Here is a 25034-nt window from a genome sequence, read left to right as displayed (position 1 = left end):
GAAGCCCCCGAGCCAATTAGCCCCGCAACGTCTTCGCCCAATCCGCCGGAACCCGTCCCTGCGGACCCGGCGCCGGCTGATCCACCGGATGACTGTCCGGTGCCGCGAGCGAGGGCCCGGACTCGAACATCTCCTTGGTCGAGAAGTTCCAGTACCACTTCTCACCCGGCTCGAAGCTCTGCACCAACGGATGCCCGGTCTCCTGGAAGTGTGCCGTGGCGTGCTTCGCGGGCGAGGAGTCGCAGCACCCCACATGTCCGCACTGCGCACACCGTCGCAGATGGAACCACCACCCGCCCGCGGCATCGCACTCGACGCACCCGTTCCCGCTCGGCGGCACGTCGGCGTCGAGTCCCTGGATCTCGGTCATTCCCACTCCTCGCTCGTGTCACTCTCCGCGGCGGTGAGCGGAAGCAGCACCTGGAACCGCGTGTCCCCCGGCCGGGACTCCACCTGAAGCGTCCCGTGATGCTTGTTCACCACGATCCGCCACGAGATGTCGAGACCGAGCCCCGTCCCCTCACCCACCGGCTTCGTGGTGAAGAACGGATCGAAGATCCGGCTGCGGATCTCCTTCGGCACCCCCGGCCCCGTGTCCCGGAACTCCACCAGCAGCCGCTCATGATCGAGCGCCGTCCGCACGGTCAAGGTGCCTTCCCCGCCCGCACTGTTGATCGCGGCGACCGCGTTGTCGATCACGTTGGTCCACACCTGGTTGAGTTCCGCGGGGTACGCGGGGATCTTCGGGAGCGTCCGGTCGTACTCCTTGACGACCTTGATCCGCTGTCCGATCTTGCCGGACAGCATCAGCAGGGTGCTGTCCAGGAGTTCGTGCACATCGGCGTTCTGGAACGGTGCCCGGTCGAGCTGCGAGTACTGCTTGGCGGCGTCGACGAGGTGGGAGATGCGGTTGGTGGAGTCGTTGATCTCGTCCATCAACAGCTCGGTCTCGACGGTGTAGTTGAGCCAGCCGATCGCGTTGGGCAGGAGGTCCCCGTCCACGGCCGCGGCGACCTGGTCCAGCCAGTCCACGTCGAGACCGGCCTGCACGAAGGTGGGAGCGAGCCGCCAGCCGTTCTGGATGTCGTGGTCGTCCAGCCAGTCGGTGACCGCGTCCTCGCGGTCCGAGGCCTCCAGCGGGCTCAACGTCGGTGCCTTGGCGACGCGTTCGGCGGTGCGGTCCTGGATGTCGATGAGGTTCGCCATGACCTCGGGGGCGTAGTTCCCCTGGGCGATGACGGCGAGCTTGTGCCGCATCTTGCCCACACGCTCCCGCAGGGTCGCGGTGGCCCGTACGGCGGCGGCCGCAGGGTTGTTGAGCTCGTGGGTGAGGCCGGCGGACAACGAGCCGAGCGCGAGGAGCCGTTCGCGCTGGCCGATGGCCCGCTGGGTGCTCTGCGAGCCGAAGAACAGCCCCTCCAGCAGGTGGACCGCCATCGGGAACCACTCCTGCATGAAGTCCGAGAACTTCTCACTGGGCAGCACGAAGAACCGCGTCGGCTCCGTGACCCGCATGGAGTTCTTGTAGTCCTGCCGCACCCGGTCCCCGAGGTAGGCCTGCATGGACCCCGCGTACACCCCGCTCTGCGAGGTCCGCGTGACCTCCACGTCGTCGCCGCCGACCCGGCGGGAGAGCACGACCGTGCCCTCGATCATCACGTAGAAGCAGGTGGCGGGCTCGCCCTCGGTGTAGACGGGCCCGGGTTCGAACTTCTCCACCCGACCGGAACTGCACAACTGCCCCAGCTGTTCGGGGGACAGCTTCTCGAACAGGAACAGCGCCCCGATCTCCGCGGGGCTGCACGGCACGAGCTGCCCGCTCATGACTGCTCCAGATACCGGTGGACGAGCATCACGGCCATGGCTCCCTCTCCGACGGCGGACGCGACCCGCTTGGCGGACTCGGCGCGGGCGTCTCCCGCCACGAACACGCCGGGGACGTTGGTCTCCAGGTGGTACGGCGGCCGGTCCAGCTCCCAGTCCGCCGGCGGCCGTCCGTCGGCGGTCAGGTCGGGCCCGGCCAGGATGAACCCGTGGTCGTCGCGCAGCACCGTGCCGTCCAGCCAGCCGGTCAGCGGGGCCGCGCCGATGAACACGAACATCCACTGCGCGTCGACGAGTTCGGTCTCCCCGGTGTCCACATCGCGCAGGGTGAGCTGCTCCAGATGGTCGGAGCCATGGGCGGAGTCGACGACGGTACGCGCGCGTACCGAGATGTTGGGGGCGTCGCTGATCTGCTGGATCAGGTAGTGCGACATCGACGCCGACAGGTCGGCGCCGCGCACCAGCAGGGTCACCGACTTGGCGCCCCGGGACAGGTACATCGCCGCCTGCCCCGCGGAGTTGGCGCCGCCCACGATGTAGATGTCCTGTCCCTGGCAGGAGGACGCCTCGGTCAGCGCCGAGCCGTAGTACACCCCGCATCCGGTCAGGTCGGTGCAGCCCGGCGCCTCCAGCTGCCGGTACGACACACCGGTCGCCAGGATCACGCTGTGCGCGGCGACCGCGGAGCCGTCCGAGAACCGCACGGTCCGGGCCGCCCCGTTCACCTCCAGGCCGGCCACTTCACGGGCGGTGAGGATCTCGGCGCCGAACTTGGCCGCCTGCCGCCGGGCCCGTTCGGTGAGCTGGGCGCCCGACACACCGTCGGGGAAGCCCAGGTAGTTCTCGATGCGTGAGCTCTGCCCCGCCTGCCCGCCGGTCGCGGACCGCTCCACGAGGACGGTCCGCAGCCCCTCCGAGGCGCCGTACACCGCGGCCCCGAGCCCGGCCGGGCCGCCGCCGATGACGACGAGGTCGTAGAAGTCCGCGGTGGGCGTCGTGGCCAGACCCACGTGCGCGGCCAGATCGGGTGCCTCGGGCTCGACCAGGGGAGTGCCGTCCGGGGTGATGACCACCGGCAGCCGCTGTCCGTCCTGGCCCGCGGCGGCCAGCAGCCGCTGTCCCTCGGGCTCCTCGGTCGAGTACCAGCGGTACGGCACCTGGTTGCGGGCCAGGAACTCCCGCACGTCCGAGGAGCGCGCCGACCAGCGGTGCCCGACGACCTTGGTGGCGGGCACCGGACGGTACTCGCTGCACCGCCAGGCCTCAAGGAGGTCGTCCAGGACCGGGTAGAGCTTCTCCTCCGGCGGGTCCCACGGCTTGAGCAGATAGTGGTCCAGATCCACGACGTTGATCGCGTCGATCGCCGCGTTGGTGTCCGCGTACGCCGTCAGCAGCACCCGGCGCGCGCCCGGATACACGTCGAGGGCCTGCTCCAGGAACTCGATGCCGTTCATCTGCGGCATCCGGTAGTCGGCCAGGATCACCGCCACCAGGTCCCCGCGCAGCTTCAGCTCGCGCAGCGCCTCCAGCGCGGACTCACCGGACTCCGCGCGCACGATCCGGTACGACTCGCCGTAGCGTCGCCGTAGATCCCGGGCGACGGCACGGGAGACCCCCGGGTCGTCGTCCACGGTCAGGATGACGGTCCGCGCTGATTCGGCGGCCTGTGCCATACGTCTCCCACCCCGAGAGTTCGGCTGCGACTGCGGCCCATCGTATGTTCGAAAGTCCCGGTCCGCTCAGGTTCGCGGCCCGTGGCCGCGGAGTACGCAGAACTCGTTGCCCTCGGGGTCCTCGAGCACCACCCAGGACTGCTCGCCCTGGCCGACATCCGCGTGCCGGGCGCCGAGTGCCAGGAGGCGGGCGACCTCGGCGGCCTGGTCGGCGGGGCGGAAGTCGAGGTGGAGGCGGTTCTTGATCGTCTTGCCCTCGGGAACCGGGACGAAGAGCAGGCCCGGCAGCCGGTCCTGCTCCGGCCGGATCTCGAACTCCTCAGCGCAGTCGTTGACCACCACCCAGCCGAGCGCCTCGGCCCACCAGCGGCCCAGGGTCTCCGCGTCGTGAGCATCCACGTTCACTTGTTCCCATTCCAGGCTCATGGCGGCAGCGTAGTGAAGACTTGGGCTGATGGACGACGTGACGACGACGCAGGGAGGCAGCCCTATGACGCGCCCGATCACCGCAGCGGTGGACGGATCCGAGGAGAGTCTGGCCGCACTGGACTGGGCGGCCCGGGAGGCGGTCCGCCGGGACCTGGCGTTGCGGGTGGTGCAGGCATGGCGGTTCGAGGCGTACGACGCCGTCGAGGTGGCCACCCCGGACACACAGGCCGGGTGGGTGCGGGAGACGGTGTCCGAGGCGACCCGGGCCGTCACCGGTCGGTACCCGGGGCTCACCGTGACCACCGACGTCCTGGAGGGCGGCACCGTCGAGACGCTGGTCGACGCGGCGGCGGACGCCGAGATGCTGGTGCTCGGCTCGCGCGGCCACGGGCCGGTCGTAGGGTTCCTGCTCGGCTCCGTCGGACAGCAGGTGATCGCCGAGACCGCGCGGCCTGTCGTGCTCGTACGCGCCGGGGACCAGCCCTCCGCGGAGGCCGCAGGCCGCGAGGTCGTCGTAGGCCAGCAGGGTGAGCCGGAGGACAGCGCCGCCGCCCTGCGGTTCGCGTTCGAGACCGCCGCGTCGCGCGGGGCGGCGGTGCGTGTCGTACGGGCCTGGACCCTGCCGCCGGTGTTCGCCTACAGCCCCGGCTCCCTGAAGCTGCTCGACGAGGCCGGGGGTCTGGAGCCGCGTGAGAAGCAGGCGCTGGGGGCCGCACTGGAGCCGTTGCGGGAACAGTTCCCCGACGTCCCGGTGGTGGAGCACGTCGAGATGGGCAGTGCGGGACAGGTGCTGCTGTCGGTGGCGGGGCGGGCCCAGCTGATGGTCGTCGGTCGGCGCGCCCACCGCACCGCCGTGGGCGCCCGGATCGGCTCCGTCGCCCACGGCGTGCTGCATCACGCGGAGTGCCCGGTGGCGGTCGTCCCGCCCGTCTGAGTCAGTTCTCGACGGTGGGCTGGAGCGTCTCCCGCGCCTTGGGCAGGACGTTCTCGATGTAGTCCTCGACCGCCGTGTCCAGGCCGATGTCGTGCTGCGCCCGCTCCGACAGGTACCAGCGGTGTTCGAGCAACTCGTGGTAGATCTCGGCCGCGTCCATCGACCCGCGCTGTTCGAGCGGCACCGCGCGCACGGTCGGGCGGAAGACGTCCCGCACCCAGCGGTGGGCGAGGACCTCGGGGCGGGCGCCGAGGGGGTCGCCCGGGGCGTAGTCGTCCTGGGTGGCCATCCAGCTCTCCAGGTCGTTCAGCAGCCGCCGGGCCTGGTTCTCCTCGGTGTCCAGGCCCGTCAGCCGCAGCAGCTGGCGCTGGTGGTGGCCGGCGTCCACGACCTTGGGCACGAAGGTGACCGTGTCACCGTTGGCCGCGTGCTCGATCTGCATCTCGGCCACGTCGAAACCGAGCTCGTTGAGACGGCGGATCCGGCGCTCGATGTAGTGGTACTTGCCCGCCGGATAGACGGACGTGCGGGTCAGCTCCTCCCACAGGCCGCGGTAGCGCGCGCAGATCTCCATGCCGAACTCGATCGGGTCGACGGAGGGGTGCAGCGCCCCGGAGGCCTCCAGGTCGAGGAGTTCGCCGCTGATGTTCACGCGGGCGAGGTCGAGGTCGTACTCGCGCTGGCCGTTGCTGAGCTGGGGGTGCAGTTCGCCGGTCTCGGCGTCGACGAGATAGGCGGCGTAGGCGCCCGCATCCCGGCGGAAGAGGGTGTTGGACAGAGAGCAGTCGCCCCAGGCGAACCCGGCCAGGTGCAGTCGTACGAGCAGGACGGCCAGGGCGTCCATGAGGCGGTGCATGGTCGCCGGCCGCATCGTCGTCTCGAACATCGACCGGTACGGCATCGAGCCGCCCAGATGGCGGGTGACCAGGACGGACTCCAGCGGTTTGCCGTCCTGGTCGGTGCGGCCGGTGACCACGGCCAGGGGATCCACGGAGGGGATGGCGAGCCGGTCGAGGTCGCGGAGCATGTCGTACTCGTTGAGGGCGGGTCTTGCGGCGAGCTCCTTGACGGCGATCACCTCGTCGCCGGCGCGGGCGTAGCGCACGATGTGCCGGGATATGCCGCGCGGGAGCGGGACCAGGACCTCTTCCGGCCACTCCTCCAGGGGCACGTCCCAGGGCAGCTCCAGCAGGAGCGCGGGGTGCTCCGGGTTCGTCGCGCTGATCTGCAGTGCCATGGGCCGTTCGTCCTCGCCTCGCGGGTGATCGTCACCTCACCTTAGAGGGCGCGCTCCCTGGCCTGAAGTGCCGCTTCACGGACCGGACCGCGGTGCGCCGGACCATGGCCCGGGAGCAGGAGGTCACCCTCCAGGGCGGCGAGGACGTCCAGCGAGGCCACGGCACGGGCGCGCTCGTGGTGGAACATGTCCGGCAGCAGCTGAGGGCCCTTGACCCGCGAGGTCGGGTGGCCGCTCACCAGGGCGTCACCGGAGATCAGTACGCCGGAGTCCGGAAGGTGGAAGGCGGCGTGTCCGTCGGTGTGTCCCGGCGTGTGCACGGGGACCGGTCGGCCCGGCAGGTCGAGCGCGCCCTTGGAGGGGAACACCTCCGGATCGGTGACCGGGACGTGTGCCTTGCCTCCGGAGCGGATCGCGCGCAGCGCCCACGGCAGGACACCCGGCCGCCGGCCGTTCCTCACCACGTCACCGACGGTCACCTGGTGCAGGAACTCCCGGCGGGCATGCGGCACTTCGTCGTCACGGAGGTACACGGGCGTGCCGTACGTGGCGCGCAGGTACTCGGCCGAACCCAGATGGTCGTTGTGGGCGTGCGTGATCAGCACCGCCGCGACCGCCTCCGGTGAACTGCATCCAGAACAGGAACCGCGTCACGCGCGTGCGGCGGGACGGGCCCTCGCCCAGCGGAAGGGCTGCCTCCGGCGCCGTCCGCCGGAGGCAGCCCCCTGCGTGCTTCCGAAGCAGCCGCCTCTCTGCCTCAGTGCACGCCGTGCGGGCGGAACTGGACGCTGATGCGCGGTCCCGCGGCGCGCGTGGTCTTCGGTACGGAGTGCTCCCAGGTCCGCTGGCAGGAGCCGCCCATCACGATCAGGTCGCCGTGGCCCAGCGGGCGGCGCACGGTGTCGCCGCCGCGCATCGGACGCAGCAACAGGTCGCGGGGTGCGCCGACGGAGAGAATGGCGACCATGGTGTCCTCGCGGGCGCCCCGGCCGATCCGGTCGCCGTGCCAGGCGACGCTGTCCCGGCCGTCGCGGTAGAAGCAGAGCCCGGCCGTGGTGAACGGCTCGCCCAGCTCCTCGGCATAGTGCGCGGTGAGCGCCTCGCGGGCCCGGGTCAGCACCGGGTGCGGCAGTACGTCGTCCACGCCGTAGAACGCCAGCAGCCGCGGTACGTCGACGACCTGGTCGTACATCGTCCGGCGTTCGGCCCGCCACGGAACCTCGGAGGCGAGCTGTTCGAACAGCGCGTCGGAGCCGCCGAGCCAGCCAGGGAGTACGTCGATCCAGGCACCGTGTCCGAGCGCGGTCCGCCGGATCGCGTCGAGCGGGCCGAGGCGGAGCTCGTCGGTCTGGTCGAAGAGGGAGGCCTGGAGGTGCGTGGTCATGGATCCAGCGTACTCCCTATTCGAAAATTTGTTCCCATCGTGTGGTGGTGTCTCCAAACCCGGCTCTGTCGATACATCGTTGTATCGGATACATTCCCGTATCGAACGGAGGGCCGGACATGGCACTGGAGGGCACGACCAAGCGCGTGACCAAGCGCCGGGTCCGCACGCGCGCCAACCTCCTGGACGCCGCGTTCTCGGTCTTCGCCGCCAAGGGCTTCGGGCGGGTCTCCATCGAGGAGGTCTGCGAGGCCGCCGGCTACAGCCGCGGCGCCTTCTACTCGAACTTCGACAGCCTGGACGAGCTCTTCTTCGCCCTCTACCGGCAGCGGGCGGGCCTGATCGCCGACCAGGTCTCCGGCGCGCTGGCCCTGGACGGACCCGACCTCGACGTGCCCGCCGCCGTGGACCGCGTCACCGAGGTGCTGCTCCTGGACCGGGACTGGCTCCTGGTGAAGACCGACTTCCTGGTGTACGCCGCCCGGGAACCGGCCGTCGCGCAGACCCTGCTGGAGCACCGGGAGCGGCTGCGCCGGGCGGTCGCCGAGCGGCTGGCCCGGGCGCAGGGCCACACCGCGCTGCCCGCCGTCCTCGGCGACCTCGACGGGGCCGCCCACGCCGTCGTCGCCGCGTACGACGGGGTCACCACCCAACTGCTGCTGGACCGGGACCTCGAGCGGGCCCGCGCCTGGCTCGGCCAACTGCTCACCGCGCTGCTGACCGACGGCAGCGACACCACCGTATGAGGAAGGGACGGTCGCCATGGATGCCGACGTCATTGTCGTCGGAGCGGGGCTCGCGGGCCTGGTCGCGGCGCATGAACTGACCAGCCGGGGCCGCAGGGTCGCGCTGGTCGACCAGGAGAACGCCGCCAACCTCGGCGGTCAGGCCTTCTGGTCCTTCGGCGGGCTCTTCCTCGTCGACTCCCCGGAGCAGCGGCGCCTCGGCATCAAGGACTCCTTCGACCTGGCCTGGAACGACTGGCAGGGCAGCGCCCAGTTCGACCGCGAGGACGACGAGGACTCCTGGGCGGTGCGCTGGGCACGCGCCTACGTCGAGTTCGCGGCGGGGGAGAAGCGGTCCTGGCTGGAGGGGCACGGCATCAAGTTCCTGCCGACCGTCGGCTGGGCCGAACGCGGTGACCTGCGCGCACACGGGCACGGCAACTCCGTGCCGCGCTTCCACGTCTCGTGGGGCACCGGCACGGGCGTCGTGGAGCCGTTCGTCAACTATGCCAAGCAGGCCGCCCGCGACGGGCTGCTCACCTTCTACTACCGCCACCAGGTCGACGGACTCGTCGTCGAGGACGGGCAGGCGCGCGGTGTGCGCGGCACCGTCCTCGCCGAGGACAACTCGGCACGGGGCGTGAAGTCCAACCGCGACCGCGTCGGCGACTTCGAACTCACCGCCCAGGCCGTCGTCGTCACCAGCGGCGGCATCGGCGCCGACCACGACATCGTCCGCCGCTACTGGCCCGAGCGCCTCGGCACCCCGCCCACCGAGATGGTCACCGGCGTCCCCGCGTACGTCGACGGGCGCATGCTCGACATCAGCGCGGAGGCGGGCGTACGCCTGGTCAACCGCGACCGCATGTGGCACTACACCGAGGGCGTGCAGAACTGGGACCCGATCTGGCCCGGCCACGGCATCCGGATCCTGCCCGGACCGTCCTCCATGTGGTTCGACGCCCTGGGCCGCCGGCTGCCCGACCCGTGTCTGCCCGGCTACGACACCCTCGGCACCCTGAAGTACCTGCGCACCACCGAGGACATCGCCGGCTACGACCACTCCTGGTTCATCCTCACCCAGAAGATCATCGAGAAGGAGTTCGCGCTGTCGGGCTCCGAGCAGAACCCCGACATCACCGCCAAGGACCGGATCGGGTTCCTCAAGGAGCGGGTGCTGGGCAAGGGGGCCCCGGGGCCGGTCGACGCGTTCCTGCGCAACGGGGCGGACTTCGTGACCGCGCCGGACCTGGAGCAGCTCGTCGAGAAGATGAACGCCCTGACGGACAAGCCGCTCCTCGACGCGGCCACGGTGCGCCGCCAGATCGAGGCCCGTGACCTCCAGATCGCCAACCCGTACAGCAAGGACGCCCAGGTCCAGGGCATCCGCAACGCCCGCCGCTACATCGGCGACAAGCTCGGCCGGGTCGCCACCCCGCACCGCATCCTCGACGCGGACGCCGGCCCGCTGATCGGCGTCAAGCTGCACGTCCTGACCCGCAAGACCCTCGGCGGCATCCAGACCGACCTGGACTCCCGCGCCCTGGGCGCCGACGGCAACCCGATCGGCGGACTGTACGCGGCGGGTGAGGTGGCCGGCTTCGGCGGCGGCGGCGTGCACGGCTACAACGCGCTGGAGGGCACCTTCCTCGGCGGCTGCCTGTTCTCCGGGCGGGTGGCGGGCCGGGCGGCGGCGCAGCAGACCGCGTGAGGCGCACCGGCTGAGAGCCGCTCAGTCCAGCAGGCGTGCGAGTACGGCCGCGTGGCTCTCCCCGGGAGCCTTCGCGGCCGTCAGCAGCGTGAGGGGCCCCTTGCGGGCCAGCTCGCGCACGTGGTCCAGGAGTTCGGCCGCCTCGGGTGCGGCCAGCTCCGCCTCGTAACGCCCGGCGAACTCCTCGTAGGACCCCTCACCCGCGTGGTACCAGCGGCGCAGCCCGGTCGACGGGGTCATGGCCTTGGGCCACTCGTCCACCCGCGCGGCCTCCTTGGACAGGCCGCGCGGCCACAGCCGGTCGACCAGGACGCGTACGCCGTCCTCCGGCTCGGGCGACTCGTAGACGCGGCGCACACGAACGCTCATGGCGGGGCCCTTCCACAGGGGTGGTGACGTGCCGGGAGCGTACTTCGGGGAGCGGCACGTCTTGACCGGCTCAAGGGTGAGTTCCTCCGAGATCACCTTTAGTGTGAAGCCGTCTGCCACCCGCCACCCGCCAACCGCAGGAGCGCACGTGCCTCAGGCCGTCAGACGCACCGTCGTCCTCGGAACCGTCCCCGTCGCCCTGGTGGCGCTGCTCGGGGCGGCCGCACCCCCGTCGACCGGCTCGTCCGGCGCCGGTGACCCGTACTTCCCGCTGGCCGGCAACGGCGGTTACCACGTCGGCCACTACGACCTGACCCTCCGCTACGACACGGACAGCCGCCACCTCGACGGCAAGGCCGTCCTCTACGCCCGCGCCACCCAGAAGCTCAGCCGCTTCGACCTCGACCTGAACGGGCTGAAGGTCACGAGCCTGACCGTCGGCCGTGACAAGGCCGCCTTCAGCCGCGACGGCCAGGAACTCGTCGTCACCCCGCGCAAGACCCTGCACAAGGGGCAGTGGTTCCGCGTCACCGTCACCTACAACGGCAAGCCGGCCCCGGTCACCGACCCGGACGGCTCCCTCGACGGCTGGATCCCCACGGACGACGGAACCTTCGTCGCGGGGGAGCCGCAGGGCGCGATGACCTGGTTCCCCGCGAACAACCACCCCAAGGACAAGTCGTCGTACGACTTCACGATCACCGTCCCCAAGGGCCGCACCGCCGTCGCCAACGGCGTGTTCCTGGGGCAGGCGACCGCCCACGGGCAGACCACGTTCCGCTGGCGCCAGTCCGAGCCCATGGCCGCCTATCTGGCCACGGCGACGGTCGGGAAGTTCACGGTGGAGCGGTACTCGACTCGCGACGGCATCCAGGTCTACAACGCCGTCGACCCGCGCGAGGCCGACGCCGCCGCACCGGTCCTGAAGAAGCTGCCGTCCGTCCTGGCGTGGGAGAGCAAGCTCTTCGGGCCCTACCCGTTCAAGGCCGCCGGCTCGATCGTCGACCGGGCCCCGAACGTCGGGTACGCGCTGGAGACACAGACCCGGCCCGTCTACGACCGGGCCCCCGACCTGAGCACCCTCGTCCACGAGAGCGCCCACCAGTGGTTCGGCGACTCCGTCAGCCTGACCTCGTGGAAGGACATCTGGCTCAACGAGGGCTTCGCGACCTACGCCGAGTGGCTCTACGCCGAACAGCACGGCGGCGACAGCGCGCAGAAGTCCTTCGACGCGCTGTACGCCCGGCCGGCGAGCGACGGGCTGTGGGAGTTCCCGCCCGGTGACCCGGGCAGCGGCGCGAACATCTTCGGTACGCCCGTCTACGCCCGTGGCGCGATGGCCCTGCACCAACTCCGCAAGGCCGTGGGGGACCGGGTGTTCTTCCGGATCCTGCGGGCCTGGGCCGGCGAGCACCGGGACGGACACGGGACGACCGCCCAGCTCGTGCGCCTGGCGGAGCGCGAGTCCGGCAAGGACCTGGACGGTCTGTTCCGGACGTGGGTGTACCAGCAGGGCAAGCCGGCCGCACCCTAGAACCTGACGAGTTCCAAACAAGTGTCGGCGAGGGTCGACGCATGATCACACGCAGACCGCCTGTCGCGCTGTTGGCCGCCTCCCTCGTGCTCACCGGGTGCGGGGCAGGGGCGGTGGCGACCCCCGAGCGGCGGCCGCCGGCCACCACGTCGATCCGGCCAGTGCCGCCGATCTCCCTGGAGGTCGCCCCGCAGCAACTGCCCGGGCTGGGGCCGAAGACGTGGGCGAAGGTGCCGGACGACACCCGCCAGGCCGTCGTCGTCACCGGACGCGGCAAGAACTCCTCGCGGTCCACCGTCGTCCTGTACGCGCGCACCGACGACGGGTGGGAGGCCGGCGACCGTTGGCCCGCGCACAACGCGCTGCGCGGCTGGAGCGACCACCACCGTGCAGGCGACCTGCGCTCACCCATCGGCGTCTTCGGCCTCACCGACGCCGGCGGACGGCTCCGCGACCCCGGCACCCGGCTGCCGTACGACCACGGCACCGGCTTCACCGCGACCGGCACCGGCTTCGAGGGCGAACCCCTGGCGGGCTCCTTCGACTATGTGATCGCGATCAACTACAACCGCGAGCCCGGGACTTCACCCCTCGACTGGACCCGCCCGCTCGGCGCGGGCCGCGGCGGCGGGATATGGCTGCACGTCGACCACGACGGGCCCACCCAGGGCTGTGTCAGCCTCGCCGAGAAGCACATGAAGGAGCTCCTCCTGGCCCTGGACCCGGCCCGGCGTCCGGTCGTCGTCATGGGCGACGCCGACTCCCTGGCCCGCTGAGCGGCTTAGGATCCGCCAGGTGTGCGCACATGTGCTGGTCGCCGAGGACGACGAGATGCAGGCCGAACTCATACGCCGCTCCCTGCTGGCGGAGGGCCACACCGCCACCGTGGTCCACGACGGCGGCGCCGCCCTCGACGCGGTGCGACGGCTGAGACCCGACCTGGTCGTGCTGGACCTGATGCTGCCCGTGGTCGACGGCCTCGGTGTGTGCCGGGCGCTGCGGCGGGTGGACGACACCCCGGTGCTCATGCTCACCGCCCGCTCCTCCGAGGACGACGTGCTGCTCGGCCTGGACGTGGGCGCCGACGACTACATGACCAAGCCCTACAGCCCTCGTGAGCTGATGGCCCGGATCCGTACGGTTCTGCGGCGCAGCGGACGCACCGCGGGCGTCGTACGGGCCGCGGGGCTGCAGGTCGATCCCGTACGGCACGAGGTGCGGTGCGAGGGCGAGGAAGTGGAGTGCACGCCCGCCGAGTTCGCGATCCTGCTCGCCATGGCCGCCGAACCCGAGCGGGTGTTCTCCCGGCGGCAGTTGCTGGAGTGCACCCGTGGCATCGACCGGTCGTCCACCGAGCGGGCCGTGGACGTCCACATCATGAACCTGCGGCGCAAGACCGAGACGGATCCGCGCAGGCCGGTCCGGCTGCTGACCGTGTTCGGCGTCGGCTACAAGCTCAGCGGCGGCCGCGGATGAGCCGCCGCATACCCCTGCGCAAGCGCCTCTCGGTGCGGCTGCTGATCACCTCCGTGCTCATCGCCGTGTGCTCGGTGGCCGCGACCGCCTGGCTGGCGGTGGAGACCACCACCCGTGCGCTGCGGGAGGAACAGGGCCAGGTCCTCGCCGAGGACATGGACGTCCTGGCCCGGCTGAGCGGGTATGCGGCAACGCACCGGGACTGGCGGGGCGTCGGGTCGGTCGTCCGCACGCTGTCCGAGAGGACGGGCCGGCGTATCGCCCTGACCACCACCGACCGCCGGACCCTCGTCGACTCGGCGCCGCCCGGCACCTCCCTGCCGCCGCGCGCCGCGGCCACCGTCGACCCCCTGCGCACCGACACCTACACCGAGCGCGGGGCGCAGCGCAGCGGCATCGATCCGCGGGTGGTGGGGCCGTACCGGCTGACGGCCGGGGAGCGGGCCAGGCTGGGAAAGCTGGCCGTGGTGCGGCAACAGTGCTTCGCCCGTAACGGCATCGAGACCAGCATCGTCAGGATGCCGAGCGGCCGCCCGTTCCTGAGCGAAGACGTCGAGACGCCCCTCGAGTGCGCCGACGGGAAGCTCAACACCCCGACCGCCGGTGAGGAGAAGGCCCTCGCGGACCTGATGGAACATGCCCGCGGCTGCCTGGGCGGGCAGGACCTGAAGTTGGTCGCGCCGCTGTTCATCTCCCTCGACGGCACGGACCGGGGCGTGGGCGGCCGCTATCAGGTGGGAAAGACCGACGTGGAGCCCGGGTCGGAGGCCGCCCGCACCGCGCAGAACTGCGTCGACAGTGCGCGCCGCGCCCAGCTCGACCCCTATGTCGCGCCGACCGCCGAGCTGTTCCTGGGCGGCGGGGACCGGACCGCCGTGCGGTTCGACATGTCACCGGCCAACAAGGCCAAGGTCGTCGGTGTCGCCGGGCTCGTGCTCGCCGTCACCGTCGCCGTGACCGCCCTCGTCGCCACGCGGCTCGTCCGGCCGCTGCGCGCGCTGACCGCGGCGGCCCAGCAGCCGCCGGAGCTGCATGTGCGGGTGCCCGTGACCACGCGGGACGAGACCGGCATCCTCGCCGCGGCCTTCAACGACCTCACCGAACGCCGGGAACGGCTGGAAGCGCAGCGCAAGGCCATGGTCAGCGACATCGCCCATGAACTGCGCAGTCCGCTCACCAACATCCGCGGCTGGCTGGAGGTCACCAAGGACGGGGTCGTGGCTCCGGACCCGGAACTGCTCGCGTCGCTGCACGAGGAGGCCCTGGTCCTCCAGCGAGTCATCGACGACCTCCAGGACCTCGCCGCCGCCGACGCGGACACGCTGCGGCTGCACCGGGAGCCCGTCCGTGCCGACGAGTTGATCGGTCAGGTCGCCGCGGCGTACCGGGTGGCCGCGGACACGGCGGGCGTCACCCTGCGCACCGAGACGGAGGGCACGCCGTGGCTGGACGCCGACCCGGTGCGGATGCGGCAGGCGCTCGGCAACCTCGTCTCCAACGCTCTTCGGCACACGCCCGCGGACGGGACCGTCACCCTCGCGGCACGGTGCGAGGGTGACGATGTCGTCCTCGAAGTCGCCGACACCGGCAGCGGGATCGCGGCCGATGATCTACCGCAAGTCTTCGACAGGTTCTGGCGAGCCGAGAAGTCCCGCAGCCGCCGTACCGGCGGCAGCGGGCTCGGTCTGCCGATCGTCCGCCACCTGGTCGCCGCGCACGGCGGCACGGCTCAGGCGACGAGCGAACCCGGCGCGGGCAGTGTCTTCACCCTCCGGGTGCCGGTACTAGCCGGAGGTGCGCCCGGCCCTGGCCCGGCGCCGTTGCAGTGAGCGTCGTTCGGCCTCGCTCGTTCCGCCCCAGACACCGATCGCCTGCCCGGTGGCCATGGCCCACTCCAGGCACTGTTCCCGCACGGGACAGCGATGACAGATCGCCTTCGCCTGTTCCGTCTGCACCAGTGCCGGGCCGGTGTTTCCGATCGGGAAGAAGAGGTCGGGGTCCTCGTGGCGGCATACGGCATGGTCTCGCCAGTTTTCCATCGATGTCACCTGCGCTCGAAGTCGTCCGTGCCCTCGCGGATGGCTTACTCGCTTTCGGGTCACCTGTCGATGCATGAGTGAAACAACGGATGTCCGGTAAATCCGGGCTCACTGCTCGCGCAGCCCCCACGGGGAGCCGTACGCGGTCAGCAGATCGAGGAAGGGGCCGGCGGGGAAGGCCTCCGGGCCGAGGACGCCCGAGCCCGACCAGGCGCCCGTGGCGAGGAGTTCGAGGGCGACGACCGGGTTGATCGCCGTCTGCCACACCACCGCCTGGCAGCCGTACTCCGCCATGGACCACTGGTTGTCGACCACGTGGTACAGGTACACCTCGCGCGGCGCCCCGTCCTTGACGCCCTTCACCCAGGTGCCCGCGCAGGTCTTGCCGTGCATGAGCTCGCCCAGCGTCGCCGGGTCGGGGAGACAGGCGGCGACCACGTCCCGGGGCGAGACCCGGACCGGTCCGCTCGCGCTCGGCACGGTGACCGGCTCCGTCCGGTCCAGACCCAGCAGGTGCAGCGTCCTCAGCGTCTGGATGAACTCCTCGCCCAGGCCGTACTTGAAGGTGACACGCTTGGCGTCGACCCAGCGGGGAACGAGCAGCACCTCCTCGTGCTCGACGTTCACGCACTCCACCGGGCCGATGCCCTCGGGAAAGTCGAACACCTCGGGCTCGCTGAACGGTTCGGTGGTGAACCAGCCGCGGTCCTCCTCGTAGACCACGGGCGGGTTGAGGCACTCCTCGATGGTGGTCCAGATGCTGAAGGACGGCGCGAAGTCGTAGCCGTCCACGGTGAGGTTCGCACCGTCGCGGATGCCGATCTCCTCGATCTCGTCGAAGAGTTCATCGGCCGCGTAGCGGGCGAAGACGTCCGACAGACCCGGCTCCACCCCCATGCCGACGAGCGCCAGCACCCCCGCCTTCTCCCAGCCGATCGCCTCCTCGAACTGGGCGTCGCCGAGCTTGACCCCGCACTCGTCGTAGGGGCGCTCGGGGTGCGGTCGCGACAGCGACATCGCCATGTCGACATACGTCGCCTCGGCCGCGCGGGCCGCCCGGAACAGCGGCATCACGAAGCGGGGGTCGGTCGCGTTGAGGAGGACGTCGCACGCGTGCCGCTCCAGGAGCGCCGCCACGGCCGCCTCGTCGCTCGCGTCGACGCGCTCGGCCCGGAAGCGGGCTCCCTCGGCGCCGAGCGCCGCCACTGCGGCCTCGGCGCGGGCCAGGTCGTAGTCCGCCACCACCATCGCCTCGAAGAACGGCCGCCGGGCCGCGATCCGGGTGATGGCGGTGCCCACTCCACCGGCTCCCACGAGCAGTACACGCATGACAAGTACTCCGTCGGTCGAAGGTCCAAGACGTCGGTGGGGCCCCTGACGGAGATACAACGCCGTCCGCTCACATAAGGTCAATGGCGTTGGCATAAGGAGGAGCGGCATGCCGAAAGCGGTCGTACCCGAGGAGAAGCGGCGCCGGCGCCGCCCCACCAAGAGCGGCACCGTGCTGTCCGAGGCGCTGATCGTCGAGACCGCGCTGCGGATGCTGCGCGAACACGGCAGCACCGGGCTCACCGCCCGCCGCCTGGGCCTGGCCCTGGACGCCGACCCCAGCACCCTGTACCGCTACTTCCGCGGCATGGACGACCTGACCCTGGCGATCGGCGACGCCCTGATCGGACAGGCCCTGCGGGGCTGGGAGCCGACGGGGCGGTGGCGGGCGGACCTGCGCGCGGTCGGGCTGCGCCTCCACGCCGCGTACCTCGCCCATCCGCAGGCCGCCGTGCTGACCACGAACCGGGTCACCGGGCGGCCCAACGAACTCGCCGCCGACGAGGCGGTCCTCGACGTGCTGCGCACCGCCGGCTTCCCGCTGGCGGACACGGTGCGCATCTACCACGCCTTCATCGACCAGACCCTGGCCTTCGCCGCCCTCGACGCCGCCTCCCTGGCCCTGCCCAGCGCCGCGCTCCACGCCGACGAGGACATGTGGAGCTCGACCTACGCCCACCTGCCCCGCACCACGCATCCCCGGATCGCGGAGGCGGCACCCCTGTTGGCGGGGCGCATGGTGGACAGCGCCTATCCGACGGCGCTGGAGATGCTCCTGGACAGCGCCGAGGCCCAACTGGCCGCGCTGCTCAGCAGAACGAGCGGGCGATGAAGCTCTCCATCTCGTCGTTGCGCCACAGCTCGGGGATGCGCTGGTGCGGCTGGACACAGCCGAGGAAGCCGGTGAGGTCGTCGTTGTCGTACATCACGATGTAGTCGTCGGAGGCGTTGTCGATGCTGCTGATCTCGTTGTCGCCGTTCCAGCCGTCGATGTCGTACGGACCGCCCGCGACGACACCGACGTACCTGCTGCCCTCGTAGTTGCCGTCCTCCCACATGCAGACGCGGCCGGCCCCGCAGTAGCCGTCGGCCTGCGCCTCGCCGGCGAAGCCGAGGGTGAGGGCCGGTACGGCGAGCAGGGCGGCGAGTGATGCTTTGGTCCTGGTGAGCATGGTGTTCTCCTCCCGTTGAGTCACCACGGTGACTCCGGGACCAGGTCGCGCGGCACCTCGGAGGTGTGAGGTTGACTCGCCTAGGAGGTGAGTGCCTCGGCCGCCGCGGCGGCCACCGCCTCGGCCACGGTCGCCAGCGCGGGCGAGTCCAGCTTCCACTGCTGCCAGTACAGGGGTGCGTCCACCGGGCGGTCGGGCGCGAGGTGGACCAGCCGGCCCGTGGCCAGGAGGGGCTCGGCCTGGACGTCGGGGACCATGCCCCAGCCCAGGCCCAGCGCGACGGCCGCCACGAAGCCCTCCGAGGTGGGGACGTAGTGGCGGGCGGGACTCGCGCCGCCCCGGCCCCGGCGCAGGCTCCGTACGAAGCGGTCCTGGTAGGAGTCACGGCGGTCGAAGGCCACCGAGGGCGCCTCCGCCAGCGCGTCCCGCAGCGGACCGTCGAGCCACCGGTCGACGAACTCCGGGCTCGCCACGGCGAAGTACCGCATCCGCCCCAACGGGCGCACGGAACAGCCCGACACGGCGTCCGGCGAGGAGGTCACCGCCGCCATCACGAGCCCCTCCCGCAGCAGTGTCGCCGTGTGCTCCTCGTCCTCGCGGTGCAGCTCGAAGGTGAGCCGGAAGCCGTCCGGAACGCGGTTCAGCGCCGGGAGGAACCACGTCGCCAGCGAGTCGGCGTTGACCGCGATCGACACCCGCGTCGACTCCCCGACCGCGCTCATGCCCAGCTCGGCCCGCGCGTCCCGCTCCAGTCGCGCCAGCTGCCGCGCGAACCGCACGATCACCTCGCCCGACTCGGTGGGCCGCACCGGCTTCGTACGCACCAGCAGCACCCGGCCGGTGCGCTGCTCCAGGGCCTTGACCCGCTGACTCACCGCCGACGGCGTCAGATGCAGGGCCGCGGCAGCCGCGTCGAAGGTGCCCTCGTCGACCACCGCCAGCAGGGTCCGCACCTGGTCGAGGGGAAGCTCTGTCATCACGAGCGCTAATGATACGTAAGAATCTTTAGCTGTACTCCAGGTCGCCGCCCACCTAGCGTCGACGCCATGACCGCTTCGCTCGCCGCCGCTGCCGCCGGATTCGGCACCGGCCTCTCGCTCATCGTCGCCATCGGCGCCCAGAACGCCTTCGTCCTGCGCCAGGGTGTCCGTCGCGACTCCGTCCTCGCCGTCGTCGGCATCTGCGCCCTCTCGGACGCGGCCCTGATCGCCCTGGGCGTCGGCGGACTGGGAGCGGTGGTGGTGGCGTGGCCGGACGCGCTGACCGCGGTCGGCTGGATCGGCGGCGTCTTCCTGCTCTGCTACGGCGCCCTCGCCGCCCGCCGGGTGTTTCGGCCGGCCGGCACTGCCCTGCGCACGGAAGGCGAGGCGGCGGGCTCCCGCAAGCGGGCCGTCCTGACCTGTCTGGCACTGACCTGGCTCAACCCGCACGTCTATCTCGACACCGTGTTTCTGCTCGGCTCCGTCGCCGCCGACCGCGGCGCACTGCGCTGGACCTTCGGGCTCGGCGCCGTGCTCGCCAGCCTGTGCTGGTTCGCGGCACTGGGCTTCGGCGCCCGACTGCTGGGCCGCTTCCTGGCCAGGCCCATGGCCTGGCGCGTCCTGGACGGGCTGGTCGCCGCGACGATGATCACCATGGGCGGGATGCTGATCGCCGGGGCCTGAGCAACACCCCGTCCGCAAGCTGGGATTGCGGGTCCCGCACGCTCGGACTGAGCTGCCATAGTGAACCCTGGTTCCGAAAGATGTAACGACCAACCAGGAAGCCCGTGGACACGAGCGAGAGCAGCACCGAAGAGCAGTCGACAGACCCCACGGAGGAGCCCGCCCGGCGCGGCTGGCGCCGGTTCGCGATGGACACCCGTCCGCTGCGTCGCCCGGCCTACCGCCGGCTGTGGACGTCGACCATCGTCACGGCCGTCGGCAGCCAGCTCACCGCGGTCGCGGTGCCCAAGCAGATCTACGACATAACTGGCTCGTCCGCGTGGGTCGGCTACGCGAGCCTCGCCGGACTGCTGCCGCTCATGGTGTTCGCGCTGTGGGGCGGTGCGATCGCCGACAGCGTGGACCGCCGCAAGCTGCTCCTCGTCACCAACACCGGGATCGCCGTCACCTCGCTGCTCTTCTGGATACAGGCCGTCACCGGCCTGGAGTCCGTGGCCGTGCTGATGGTCCTGCTCGCGATGCAGCAGGCGTTCTGGGGCCTGAACGCACCGGCCCGCAACGCCTCCATCGCCCGGCTCGTGCCCGCGGACGAGCTGACCGCCGCCAACGCCCTCGGCTCGACCGTCATGCAGACCGGACAGGTGGTCGGCCCGCTCCTGGCGGGCGCCCTGATCCCGGTCATCGGCCTGCCGGAGCTCTACCTCATCGACGCCCTGGCGCTGTGCGTCACGGTGTGGGCGGTCTACAAGCTGCCCGCGCTGCCGCCGCTGGCGTCGCAGACCAAGCGCCGCGCGGGAGTGCGCGAGATCGCGGCCGGGTTCCGGTACATCTCCCTGCACAAGGTGCTGCTGCTGTCCTTCCTCGCCGACATCATCGCGATGGTCCTCGGCATGCCGCGCGCCCTGTTCCCGCAGCTGGCCTCGGAGACCTACGCGCCCTACGGCGAAGGTCTCGCCCTCGGTCTGCTGTTCGCGGCGATCCCCATCGGCGCCGTCCTCGGCGGACTGCTCTCCGGCACCTTCTCCCGGGCCCGCCGGCACGGCTGGATGGTCATCGGCGCCGTCGTCGCGTGGGGCGCCGCCATCACCGGCTTCGGGCTGAGCGACAGTCTCTGGCTCGCGGTCGCGTTCCTCGCCCTGGCAGGGGTGGCCGACATGGTCTCCATGGTCTTCCGCGGGGCGATCCTGCTGTCCGCCGCCACCGACGAGATGCGCGGCCGTATGCAGGGTGTCTTCACCGTCGTCGTCGCGGGCGGACCGCGCCTGGCCGATGTCCTGCACGGCACCGCCGGCTCGGCCTTCGGGCCACGCGCGGCCGTCGCGGGCGGCGGTCTCCTCGTCGTGGCCGTGATGCTGGGCCTGGCCGCCGCCGTACCGGCGCTGCGCCGCTACCGCGTCTGAGCCGTCAGCGGGCGCGCCGGGAGATCGAGTACTGCTCCAGCAGCTTGCCCCGGGTCGTCTCCAGCCGGTACGCCAGGATCTCGGCGACGCTGCGCACCAGGATCATCCCGAGCTGGGGATCCTCCTCGCACAGACCGAGCACCGCCGCCGCGTCGAACTCGTAGGCCCGCACGGGGCTGAAGGCCACCGCGCCGAAGTCCCACTGGTGCGGCGGGAACAGCCACGACCAGCCGAGCAGATCGCCCGAGCCGAGACTGGCCACGGTCACCCGTTGCAGGGACGTCACCTCCTGGTCGAGGGAGACCGCGCCCGAGCGGATGACCCAGAAGCGGTCGGCCGTCCCCCCTGGCTCGAAGATCCGGGTGTCCTCGGCGAAGGAGACCTCCTGGGCCAGGGCCATCAGGCGGGCCCGCTGGGGCGGGGGCAGGGCGGTCAGCAGTTTCGTCGCTTTGGTCATGACGCGGGGCTCCTCGCCGACGGTTCGGTTCCGGTGCTTTCCCTACGCCCATTTCAGCTGCTGCGGACGACCAGGGCACCTCGGCGGCGTGCACTTCCGGTGCTGTCGTCACGCGGGCATGAAAAAAGCCCTGGCTGGACGGGGGAGGCCAGCCAGGGCCGTATGAGAGGTGATCTATGAAGGACGTATACCGTCGACTCCATGACGACCTATGAATGAACCGTAAACCATCTCGGAGCATTTTGCGTATACGAAAGCCGGGCACGTGACCCGTTTCACTCCGTGTCAGCCCGGTCCGCCGCCAGCACCCTGATCGTCTCCAGGCCGGGGTCGCTCGGGTCGGGCAGGTTCATCCCCGCGGCCAGTCCGGTCGTCAGATAGCGCACCACGGGCTCGGTGAGCCGCTCACCGGGCAGGACGGCCGGGATCCCGGGCGGGTACGGCGTGACCATCTCCGCCGCGACCCGCCCGGCAGCCTCCCGTACCGGCACATCCTCGGTGGGGCCGAAGAACGCGTCGCGCGGCAGGACGGCCTGTGCCATCCGCAGCTCGGACGGCGGCGGCACCTCCACCCGGGGAGCCGGGGGCAGCTCGGGCGCGGCCCGTGCCAGGTCCCGCAGCGCGGCGAGGAGTTGGTGGGCCGTGCGCTCGTCGTCGCCGTGGGTGATCTGCGTGCCGATCCGGCGGTGGTCGGTGAGGTGCGCGTCGATCTGCCGGTGCGCACGCAGCCAGTCCGCCGCCTGGAATCCGGTGATACCGAGGCCGTCGAGGTCGATGACGACGGGGAGCGGGTCGAAGTCGTCCGCGAGTCCGGGACCGCAGAAGTCGTCCCGGTCCTCGACGTGCAGCCCCTCGATCTCCTCCACGGCGGCCCGGACCTCTGCGGCGAGATCCAGTGCGGCACCCATGAGTTCCTTGCCGCGCAGGGCCATCTGCCGTCGCCAGCCGTCGAGTCCGGCGTAGATCAGCACCGACGGGCTGGTGGTGCCCAGCAGATCCGCGCGCAGCCGCAGCAGTTCGGGCGGCACGTGATCGCCCCGCAGATGGAAGACCGAGCCCTGTTCGAGGCCGCTGCCCATCTTGTGGATGCTGGTCACACAGATGTCGGCGCCCGCGTCCATCGCCCAAGACGGCAGATCGGGGTGGAAGGGCAGATGCGCACCCCAGGCCTCGTCCACGATCAGCGGGCGCCCGTACCGGTGGCACACCTCGGCGACGGACCCCAGGTCGGCGCAACTGCCGTACGGGGTCGGGCTGGTGACCAGGGCGCCCTTCGCGTCGGGATGGTCGGTGAACGCCTTGTCGAACTCGGCGGCGGACGGCGGATGCGCCAGGTGCCGCTCGGCGTCCCAGCGCGGCTCGACCCACACGGGCTCGATGCCCGAGAGGATCAACCCGGAGACGACCGACTTGTGCCCGTCCCGCCCGATCAGCAGCTTCTCGTGCGGTCCCGCCACGGCCAGCATCGCCGCCTTGACCGAAAGGGAGCTGCCGCACGTGGTGAAGAACGTGTGCTCCGCGTGCACGGCGTCGGCCATCAGCTCCTCGGCGCGCTCCAGCACCCGGCCCCGGGTCAGCCGGTCGTCGAGACCGCCCGACGCCAGGACGTCACCGAGGAACACCGCGTCGCCCAGGACCTCCCGCACCGCCGGATCGGCGCCCCGGGCCTGTTTGTGTCCGGGCGGGGTGAAGGAAAGCCGGCCCTGGCGGTGGTAGTCGTCCAGCGCTTCGAGCACCGGTGCCCTGGTGTGATCCACAGTCATGGCGAGCCGGGTTCCCGGGACCGCGGCCGTCAATCGGAGCGCTCGGCCGTCCCGGGCTGCCTGCCCGGCGTCAGGATCTCGTCCAGCACCCTGAGCACCGCCTCGTAGGCCAGCGTCCGCACGGCCGCGTCGCGCGAGCCCTCCGGGTCGCTCGGCCGCAGGGCGTCGCTGCGGGACCGCCAGGCACGCTCCTCCTCCAGGGCACAGGCCCGGGCACGCTGCATGCGCCGCAAAAGTTCATCCGCATCCACGACATCCGTCATGACACCCGGGTACCCCGCATATGACTTCGGATGGCCCGTGTCCACGAGGTTTGATGCGGCTCCGAGAGGTGAGCCGAAGGGATAGAGACCTGCGGTGCTCGCGGAGTGTGACGGATCCGCTGCCGCCAGACGGGAATGCCGTGTTGTCCGCGAGCGCCCTGGTCTGCCCCCCACCGATTCAGGGAGCCCCGGGATGTGCGAGAAGCACAGGACCGAATCTGTCGAGCGGCGCCGACGACCGTGCCAACCGGCAGAAGCGCGCCGCGCCGTCGAGCGTGCCGTGGCCGAACGCTGCCGCGTCACCCACACGAGCTGTGACCGCGAAGCCCTGGGAGACGCCCTGCTCGTCGCCTCGGAGCTCACCACCAACGCGATCCTGCACGGCGGCGGAGTCACCGACTTCCGCGTCGATGTGGGCGAGCCCGGCGTACGGGTCTCGGTGAGCGACCGCAGCGACGCGCTCCCCGTGGCCGCGGAACCCTTCGACCCGCACGGGCGCCGCCGAATCGGCGGGCTCGGCTGGCCCATCGTGTGCCGACTGGCACGCGATGTACGGGTCACCGACCTGCCCTCCGGAGGCAAGTGCATCACCGCGGTCGTGCCCCTGTCCTGACAGTCGGCCGATCTTCCGGGGTGAAGCGGAGTTTGGTCCCCCGGGGTGAGGGCAGACGCAGTTTCGTGCTTCGGACCGGAGGCGCGTCAGCGGGAGCGACATGGCTGCTGCAAGGCCCACGTCCGGTGTCCGGTCGGCGGCCCGTTCCCGCGGCAATTCCCTGAAACCACCGTTCAGGAGCGATTCCGCATGCCAATCGACATGTCGACAAGCCGTCCCGACGCCCCCACCACCACGGCCGCCCGACGGCGCCACGACGACGCTCCCGACACCGCGGGGCTCTTCGCCCGCCTGGCCGTCCTGGAGGAAGGCTCCGAGCGGGAGGCCGTACGCGACGAACTCGTCACCGCCTGGCTGCCCATGGCCCACCGCATCGCCGGCCGTTTCCGCGAGCGCGGCGAGTCCATCGAGGACCTGCGACAGGTGGCGGCCCTGGGTCTGGTGAAGGCGGTCGACCGCTTCGACCCGGAGCGCGGCGCCTTCGAGAGCTACGCGGTGCCGACCATCACGGGCGAGGTCAAGCGCCACTTCCGCGACCGCATGTGGGCCCTGCGGGTGCCCCGCCGGGTGCAGGAACTCCGCAACAAGGTGCGGGTCGCCCGCCGCGAGCTGACCCAGACGCCGGGCAGTGCCGAACCCGCTGTCGCCGACCTCGCCGCCCACACGGGCCTGACCGAGGACGAGGTCGCCACGGGACTGGAGGCGCTGGAGAGCTTCAGCACGCTGTCCCTGGACGCCGAACTCTCCTCCGACGAGGACGGATACAGCCTCGTCGACACCCTGGGCACGGCCGATGCCTCGTACGACACCGTGGTGGACCGGGAATCCGCCAAGGCGGGTCTGCGCCGGCTGCCCGAACGTGATCGCGCCATCCTCTACATGCGCTTCTTCGAGGACATGACACAGAGCCGCATCGCCGACCAGCTCGGCATCTCCCAGATGCACGTCTCCCGTCTCATCAGCCGCAGTTGCGCCCGTGTGCGCGCCGAGGCGCTGGGAGAACGCGCCGGCGCCTGAGTGACCGGGTCGTATCCGGGC

General features: G+C 71.2%; 26 protein-coding genes and 1 pseudogene. 12 read left to right on the top strand and 15 right to left on the bottom strand.

What is annotated here, in order from left to right:
* Positions 1 to 16 precede the first annotated feature (16 nt).
* The 4 genes from OHU89_RS06015 to OHU89_RS06000 form a co-directional block, all read right to left on the bottom strand.
* The gene (locus OHU89_RS06015) at positions 17 to 370 is read right to left on the bottom strand and encodes a UBP-type zinc finger domain-containing protein (protein WP_405640552.1); all 354 of its coding nucleotides are present in this window, start codon (positions 368 to 370) and stop codon (positions 17 to 19) included.
* A complete protein-coding gene (locus OHU89_RS06010; protein ID WP_405640549.1) occupies positions 367 to 1824 on the bottom strand; it encodes an ATP-binding protein in 1458 nt (485 codons plus the stop codon). The genes OHU89_RS06015 and OHU89_RS06010 overlap by 4 nt, the downstream gene beginning before the upstream one ends.
* Positions 1821 to 3497, bottom strand: a complete 1677-nt coding sequence (locus tag OHU89_RS06005) for an FAD-dependent oxidoreductase (RefSeq protein WP_405640547.1) — start codon at positions 3495 to 3497, stop codon at positions 1821 to 1823. Before OHU89_RS06005 ends, OHU89_RS06010 begins: the two co-directional genes overlap by 4 nt.
* 66 nt (positions 3498 to 3563) lie before the next feature.
* On the bottom strand, positions 3564 to 3923 hold the full coding sequence (locus tag OHU89_RS06000; RefSeq protein WP_405640544.1) for a VOC family protein: 360 nt from the start codon (positions 3921 to 3923) through the stop codon (positions 3564 to 3566).
* Between the two features lie 64 nt (positions 3924 to 3987).
* Between OHU89_RS06000 and OHU89_RS05995 the strand changes: the two genes are divergently transcribed.
* The gene (locus OHU89_RS05995) at positions 3988 to 4860 is read left to right on the top strand and encodes a universal stress protein (protein WP_405640541.1); all 873 of its coding nucleotides are present in this window, start codon (positions 3988 to 3990) and stop codon (positions 4858 to 4860) included.
* A gap of 1 nt (position 4861) precedes the next feature.
* Here OHU89_RS05995 and OHU89_RS05990 read toward each other — a convergent pair whose 3' ends face one another.
* The 3 genes and pseudogenes from OHU89_RS05990 to OHU89_RS05980 form a co-directional block, all read right to left on the bottom strand.
* Positions 4862 to 6097 carry a DUF4032 domain-containing protein gene (locus OHU89_RS05990; protein WP_405640538.1) on the bottom strand — a complete coding sequence of 412 codons (1236 nt, stop codon included), beginning with the start codon at positions 6095 to 6097 and terminating at the stop codon, positions 4862 to 4864.
* A 41-nt stretch (positions 6098 to 6138) separates the two neighbouring features.
* A pseudogene (locus OHU89_RS05985) lies at positions 6139 to 6726 on the bottom strand (MBL fold metallo-hydrolase); the annotation flags it as partial.
* A 128-nt stretch (positions 6727 to 6854) separates the two neighbouring features.
* The gene (locus OHU89_RS05980; protein ID WP_405640535.1) at positions 6855 to 7481 is read right to left on the bottom strand and encodes an alpha-ketoglutarate-dependent dioxygenase AlkB; all 627 of its coding nucleotides are present in this window, start codon (positions 7479 to 7481) and stop codon (positions 6855 to 6857) included.
* Positions 7482 to 7600: 119 nt separating this feature from the next.
* Here OHU89_RS05980 and OHU89_RS05975 point away from each other — a divergent pair, with 119 nt between their 5' ends.
* Positions 7601 to 8227: a TetR/AcrR family transcriptional regulator gene (locus tag OHU89_RS05975; protein ID WP_405640532.1), complete on the top strand. Its 627-nt coding sequence runs from the start codon at positions 7601 to 7603 to the stop codon at positions 8225 to 8227.
* Between the two features lie 16 nt (positions 8228 to 8243).
* Complete coding sequence (locus OHU89_RS05970; RefSeq protein WP_405640529.1) at positions 8244 to 9917, top strand: FAD-binding dehydrogenase; 1674 nt, start codon at positions 8244 to 8246, stop codon at positions 9915 to 9917.
* Positions 9918 to 9938: 21 nt separating this feature from the next.
* Here OHU89_RS05970 and OHU89_RS05965 read toward each other — a convergent pair whose 3' ends face one another.
* Positions 9939 to 10286 carry a DUF488 domain-containing protein gene (locus OHU89_RS05965; protein WP_405640526.1) on the bottom strand — a complete coding sequence of 116 codons (348 nt, stop codon included), beginning with the start codon at positions 10284 to 10286 and terminating at the stop codon, positions 9939 to 9941.
* 148 nt (positions 10287 to 10434) lie between these two features.
* Here OHU89_RS05965 and OHU89_RS05960 point away from each other — a divergent pair, with 148 nt between their 5' ends.
* Genes OHU89_RS05960 through OHU89_RS05945 form a run of 4 tightly spaced genes read left to right on the top strand, consistent with a single transcriptional unit; the run spans position 10435 to position 15125 of the window.
* On the top strand, positions 10435 to 11820 hold the full coding sequence (locus OHU89_RS05960) for a M1 family metallopeptidase (protein ID WP_405640523.1): 1386 nt from the start codon (positions 10435 to 10437) through the stop codon (positions 11818 to 11820).
* A 41-nt stretch (positions 11821 to 11861) separates the two neighbouring features.
* On the top strand, positions 11862 to 12596 hold the full coding sequence (locus tag OHU89_RS05955) for a L,D-transpeptidase family protein (RefSeq protein ID WP_405640520.1): 735 nt from the start codon (positions 11862 to 11864) through the stop codon (positions 12594 to 12596).
* Between the two features lie 19 nt (positions 12597 to 12615).
* Positions 12616 to 13296, top strand: coding sequence for a response regulator (locus OHU89_RS05950; RefSeq protein ID WP_405640518.1), 681 nt, complete (start codon positions 12616 to 12618; stop codon positions 13294 to 13296).
* Positions 13293 to 15125 (top strand): sensor histidine kinase, encoded by a 1833-nt coding sequence (locus OHU89_RS05945; protein WP_405640515.1) that lies wholly within the window; start codon positions 13293 to 13295, stop codon positions 15123 to 15125. Before OHU89_RS05950 ends, OHU89_RS05945 begins: the two co-directional genes overlap by 4 nt.
* Here the strand turns inward: OHU89_RS05945 and OHU89_RS05940 are convergent.
* Both OHU89_RS05940 and OHU89_RS05935 read right to left on the bottom strand, forming a co-directional pair.
* The gene (locus OHU89_RS05940) at positions 15081 to 15335 is read right to left on the bottom strand and encodes a WhiB family transcriptional regulator (protein ID WP_405640513.1); all 255 of its coding nucleotides are present in this window, start codon (positions 15333 to 15335) and stop codon (positions 15081 to 15083) included. The genes OHU89_RS05945 and OHU89_RS05940 overlap by 45 nt on opposite strands.
* Positions 15336 to 15443: 108 nt before the next feature.
* Positions 15444 to 16664, bottom strand: coding sequence for a saccharopine dehydrogenase family protein (locus OHU89_RS05935; RefSeq protein WP_405640510.1), 1221 nt, complete (start codon positions 16662 to 16664; stop codon positions 15444 to 15446).
* A 109-nt stretch (positions 16665 to 16773) separates the two neighbouring features.
* On the opposite strand from OHU89_RS05935, the gene OHU89_RS05930 reads away from it, so the two are divergent.
* Entirely contained in the window at positions 16774 to 17496 is a 723-nt protein-coding gene (locus OHU89_RS05930) for a TetR/AcrR family transcriptional regulator (RefSeq protein ID WP_405640507.1), read from the top strand.
* Here OHU89_RS05930 and OHU89_RS05925 read toward each other — a convergent pair.
* Both OHU89_RS05925 and OHU89_RS05920 read right to left on the bottom strand, forming a co-directional pair.
* Positions 17474 to 17836, bottom strand: a complete 363-nt coding sequence (locus OHU89_RS05925) for a peptidase inhibitor family I36 protein (RefSeq protein ID WP_405640504.1) — start codon at positions 17834 to 17836, stop codon at positions 17474 to 17476. The two genes, OHU89_RS05930 and OHU89_RS05925, sit on opposite strands and share 23 nt — an antisense overlap.
* An 80-nt stretch (positions 17837 to 17916) precedes the next feature.
* Complete coding sequence (locus OHU89_RS05920) at positions 17917 to 18813, bottom strand: LysR family transcriptional regulator ArgP (protein WP_405640501.1); 897 nt, start codon at positions 18811 to 18813, stop codon at positions 17917 to 17919.
* A 69-nt stretch (positions 18814 to 18882) separates the two neighbouring features.
* Between OHU89_RS05920 and OHU89_RS05915 the strand changes: the two genes are divergently transcribed.
* Both OHU89_RS05915 and OHU89_RS05910 read left to right on the top strand, forming a co-directional pair.
* Positions 18883 to 19500, top strand: coding sequence for a LysE/ArgO family amino acid transporter (locus OHU89_RS05915; RefSeq protein ID WP_405640498.1), 618 nt, complete (start codon positions 18883 to 18885; stop codon positions 19498 to 19500).
* Between the two features lie 104 nt (positions 19501 to 19604).
* Complete coding sequence (locus OHU89_RS05910) at positions 19605 to 20900, top strand: MFS transporter (protein WP_266896914.1); 1296 nt, start codon at positions 19605 to 19607, stop codon at positions 20898 to 20900.
* 4 nt (positions 20901 to 20904) lie between these two features.
* On the opposite strand, the gene OHU89_RS05905 is transcribed toward OHU89_RS05910, so the two are convergent.
* The 3 genes from OHU89_RS05905 to OHU89_RS05895 form a co-directional block, all read right to left on the bottom strand.
* Positions 20905 to 21357, bottom strand: coding sequence for a cyclic nucleotide-binding domain-containing protein (locus tag OHU89_RS05905; protein WP_405640494.1), 453 nt, complete (start codon positions 21355 to 21357; stop codon positions 20905 to 20907).
* A 275-nt stretch (positions 21358 to 21632) separates the two neighbouring features.
* Positions 21633 to 23120: an aminotransferase class I/II-fold pyridoxal phosphate-dependent enzyme gene (locus OHU89_RS05900; protein ID WP_405640492.1), complete on the bottom strand. Its 1488-nt coding sequence runs from the start codon at positions 23118 to 23120 to the stop codon at positions 21633 to 21635.
* A gap of 29 nt (positions 23121 to 23149) precedes the next feature.
* Positions 23150 to 23383 carry a hypothetical protein gene (locus tag OHU89_RS05895; RefSeq protein WP_405640489.1) on the bottom strand — a complete coding sequence of 78 codons (234 nt, stop codon included), beginning with the start codon at positions 23381 to 23383 and terminating at the stop codon, positions 23150 to 23152.
* A 193-nt stretch (positions 23384 to 23576) separates the two neighbouring features.
* Here OHU89_RS05895 and OHU89_RS05890 point away from each other — a divergent pair, with 193 nt between their 5' ends.
* A complete protein-coding gene (locus tag OHU89_RS05890) occupies positions 23577 to 23996 on the top strand; it encodes an ATP-binding protein (protein WP_267017534.1) in 420 nt (139 codons plus the stop codon).
* 189 nt (positions 23997 to 24185) lie between these two features.
* Entirely contained in the window at positions 24186 to 25013 is an 828-nt protein-coding gene (locus OHU89_RS05885) for a SigB/SigF/SigG family RNA polymerase sigma factor (RefSeq protein WP_405640484.1), read from the top strand.
* Positions 25014 to 25034 lie beyond the last annotated feature (21 nt).

This window comes from Streptomyces sp. NBC_00019 (assembly GCF_045041015.1).
Classification (GTDB): domain Bacteria; phylum Actinomycetota; class Actinomycetes; order Streptomycetales; family Streptomycetaceae; genus Streptomyces.
This window is presented reverse-complemented; position numbering and strand designations above follow the sequence as displayed.

Bases quoted from the DNA above. Each gene is read 5' to 3' on its own strand.
- OHU89_RS05930 (WP_405640507.1), top strand. From the start codon at position 16,774: ATGCCGAAAGCGGTCGTACCCGAGGAGAAGCGGCGCCGGCGCCGCCCC.
- OHU89_RS05915 (WP_405640498.1), top strand. From the start codon at position 18,883: ATGACCGCTTCGCTCGCCGCCGCTGCCGCCGGATTCGGCACCGGCCTC.
- OHU89_RS06000 (WP_405640544.1), bottom strand. From the start codon at position 3,923: ATGAGCCTGGAATGGGAACAAGTGAACGTGGATGCTCACGACGCGGAG.
- OHU89_RS05925 (WP_405640504.1), bottom strand. From the start codon at position 17,836: ATGCTCACCAGGACCAAAGCATCACTCGCCGCCCTGCTCGCCGTACCG.
- OHU89_RS05905 (WP_405640494.1), bottom strand. From the start codon at position 21,357: ATGACCAAAGCGACGAAACTGCTGACCGCCCTGCCCCCGCCCCAGCGG.
- OHU89_RS05980 (WP_405640535.1), bottom strand. From the start codon at position 7,481: ATGACCACGCACCTCCAGGCCTCCCTCTTCGACCAGACCGACGAGCTC.
- OHU89_RS05945 (WP_405640515.1), top strand. From the start codon at position 13,293: ATGAGCCGCCGCATACCCCTGCGCAAGCGCCTCTCGGTGCGGCTGCTG.
- OHU89_RS05975 (WP_405640532.1), top strand. From the start codon at position 7,601: ATGGCACTGGAGGGCACGACCAAGCGCGTGACCAAGCGCCGGGTCCGC.
- OHU89_RS06005 (WP_405640547.1), bottom strand. From the start codon at position 3,497: ATGGCACAGGCCGCCGAATCAGCGCGGACCGTCATCCTGACCGTGGAC.
- OHU89_RS05995 (WP_405640541.1), top strand. From the start codon at position 3,988: ATGACGCGCCCGATCACCGCAGCGGTGGACGGATCCGAGGAGAGTCTG.
- OHU89_RS05970 (WP_405640529.1), top strand. From the start codon at position 8,244: ATGGATGCCGACGTCATTGTCGTCGGAGCGGGGCTCGCGGGCCTGGTC.
- OHU89_RS05885 (WP_405640484.1), top strand. From the start codon at position 24,186: ATGCCAATCGACATGTCGACAAGCCGTCCCGACGCCCCCACCACCACG.
- OHU89_RS05955 (WP_405640520.1), top strand. From the start codon at position 11,862: ATGATCACACGCAGACCGCCTGTCGCGCTGTTGGCCGCCTCCCTCGTG.
- OHU89_RS06010 (WP_405640549.1), bottom strand. From the start codon at position 1,824: ATGAGCGGGCAGCTCGTGCCGTGCAGCCCCGCGGAGATCGGGGCGCTG.
- OHU89_RS05900 (WP_405640492.1), bottom strand. From the start codon at position 23,120: ATGACTGTGGATCACACCAGGGCACCGGTGCTCGAAGCGCTGGACGAC.
- OHU89_RS05895 (WP_405640489.1), bottom strand. From the start codon at position 23,383: ATGACGGATGTCGTGGATGCGGATGAACTTTTGCGGCGCATGCAGCGT.
- OHU89_RS05920 (WP_405640501.1), bottom strand. From the start codon at position 18,813: ATGACAGAGCTTCCCCTCGACCAGGTGCGGACCCTGCTGGCGGTGGTC.
- OHU89_RS05890 (WP_267017534.1), top strand. From the start codon at position 23,577: ATGTGCGAGAAGCACAGGACCGAATCTGTCGAGCGGCGCCGACGACCG.
- OHU89_RS05935 (WP_405640510.1), bottom strand. From the start codon at position 16,664: ATGCGTGTACTGCTCGTGGGAGCCGGTGGAGTGGGCACCGCCATCACC.
- OHU89_RS06015 (WP_405640552.1), bottom strand. From the start codon at position 370: ATGACCGAGATCCAGGGACTCGACGCCGACGTGCCGCCGAGCGGGAAC.
- OHU89_RS05940 (WP_405640513.1), bottom strand. From the start codon at position 15,335: ATGGAAAACTGGCGAGACCATGCCGTATGCCGCCACGAGGACCCCGAC.
- OHU89_RS05965 (WP_405640526.1), bottom strand. From the start codon at position 10,286: ATGAGCGTTCGTGTGCGCCGCGTCTACGAGTCGCCCGAGCCGGAGGAC.
- OHU89_RS05990 (WP_405640538.1), bottom strand. From the start codon at position 6,097: ATGGCACTGCAGATCAGCGCGACGAACCCGGAGCACCCCGCGCTCCTG.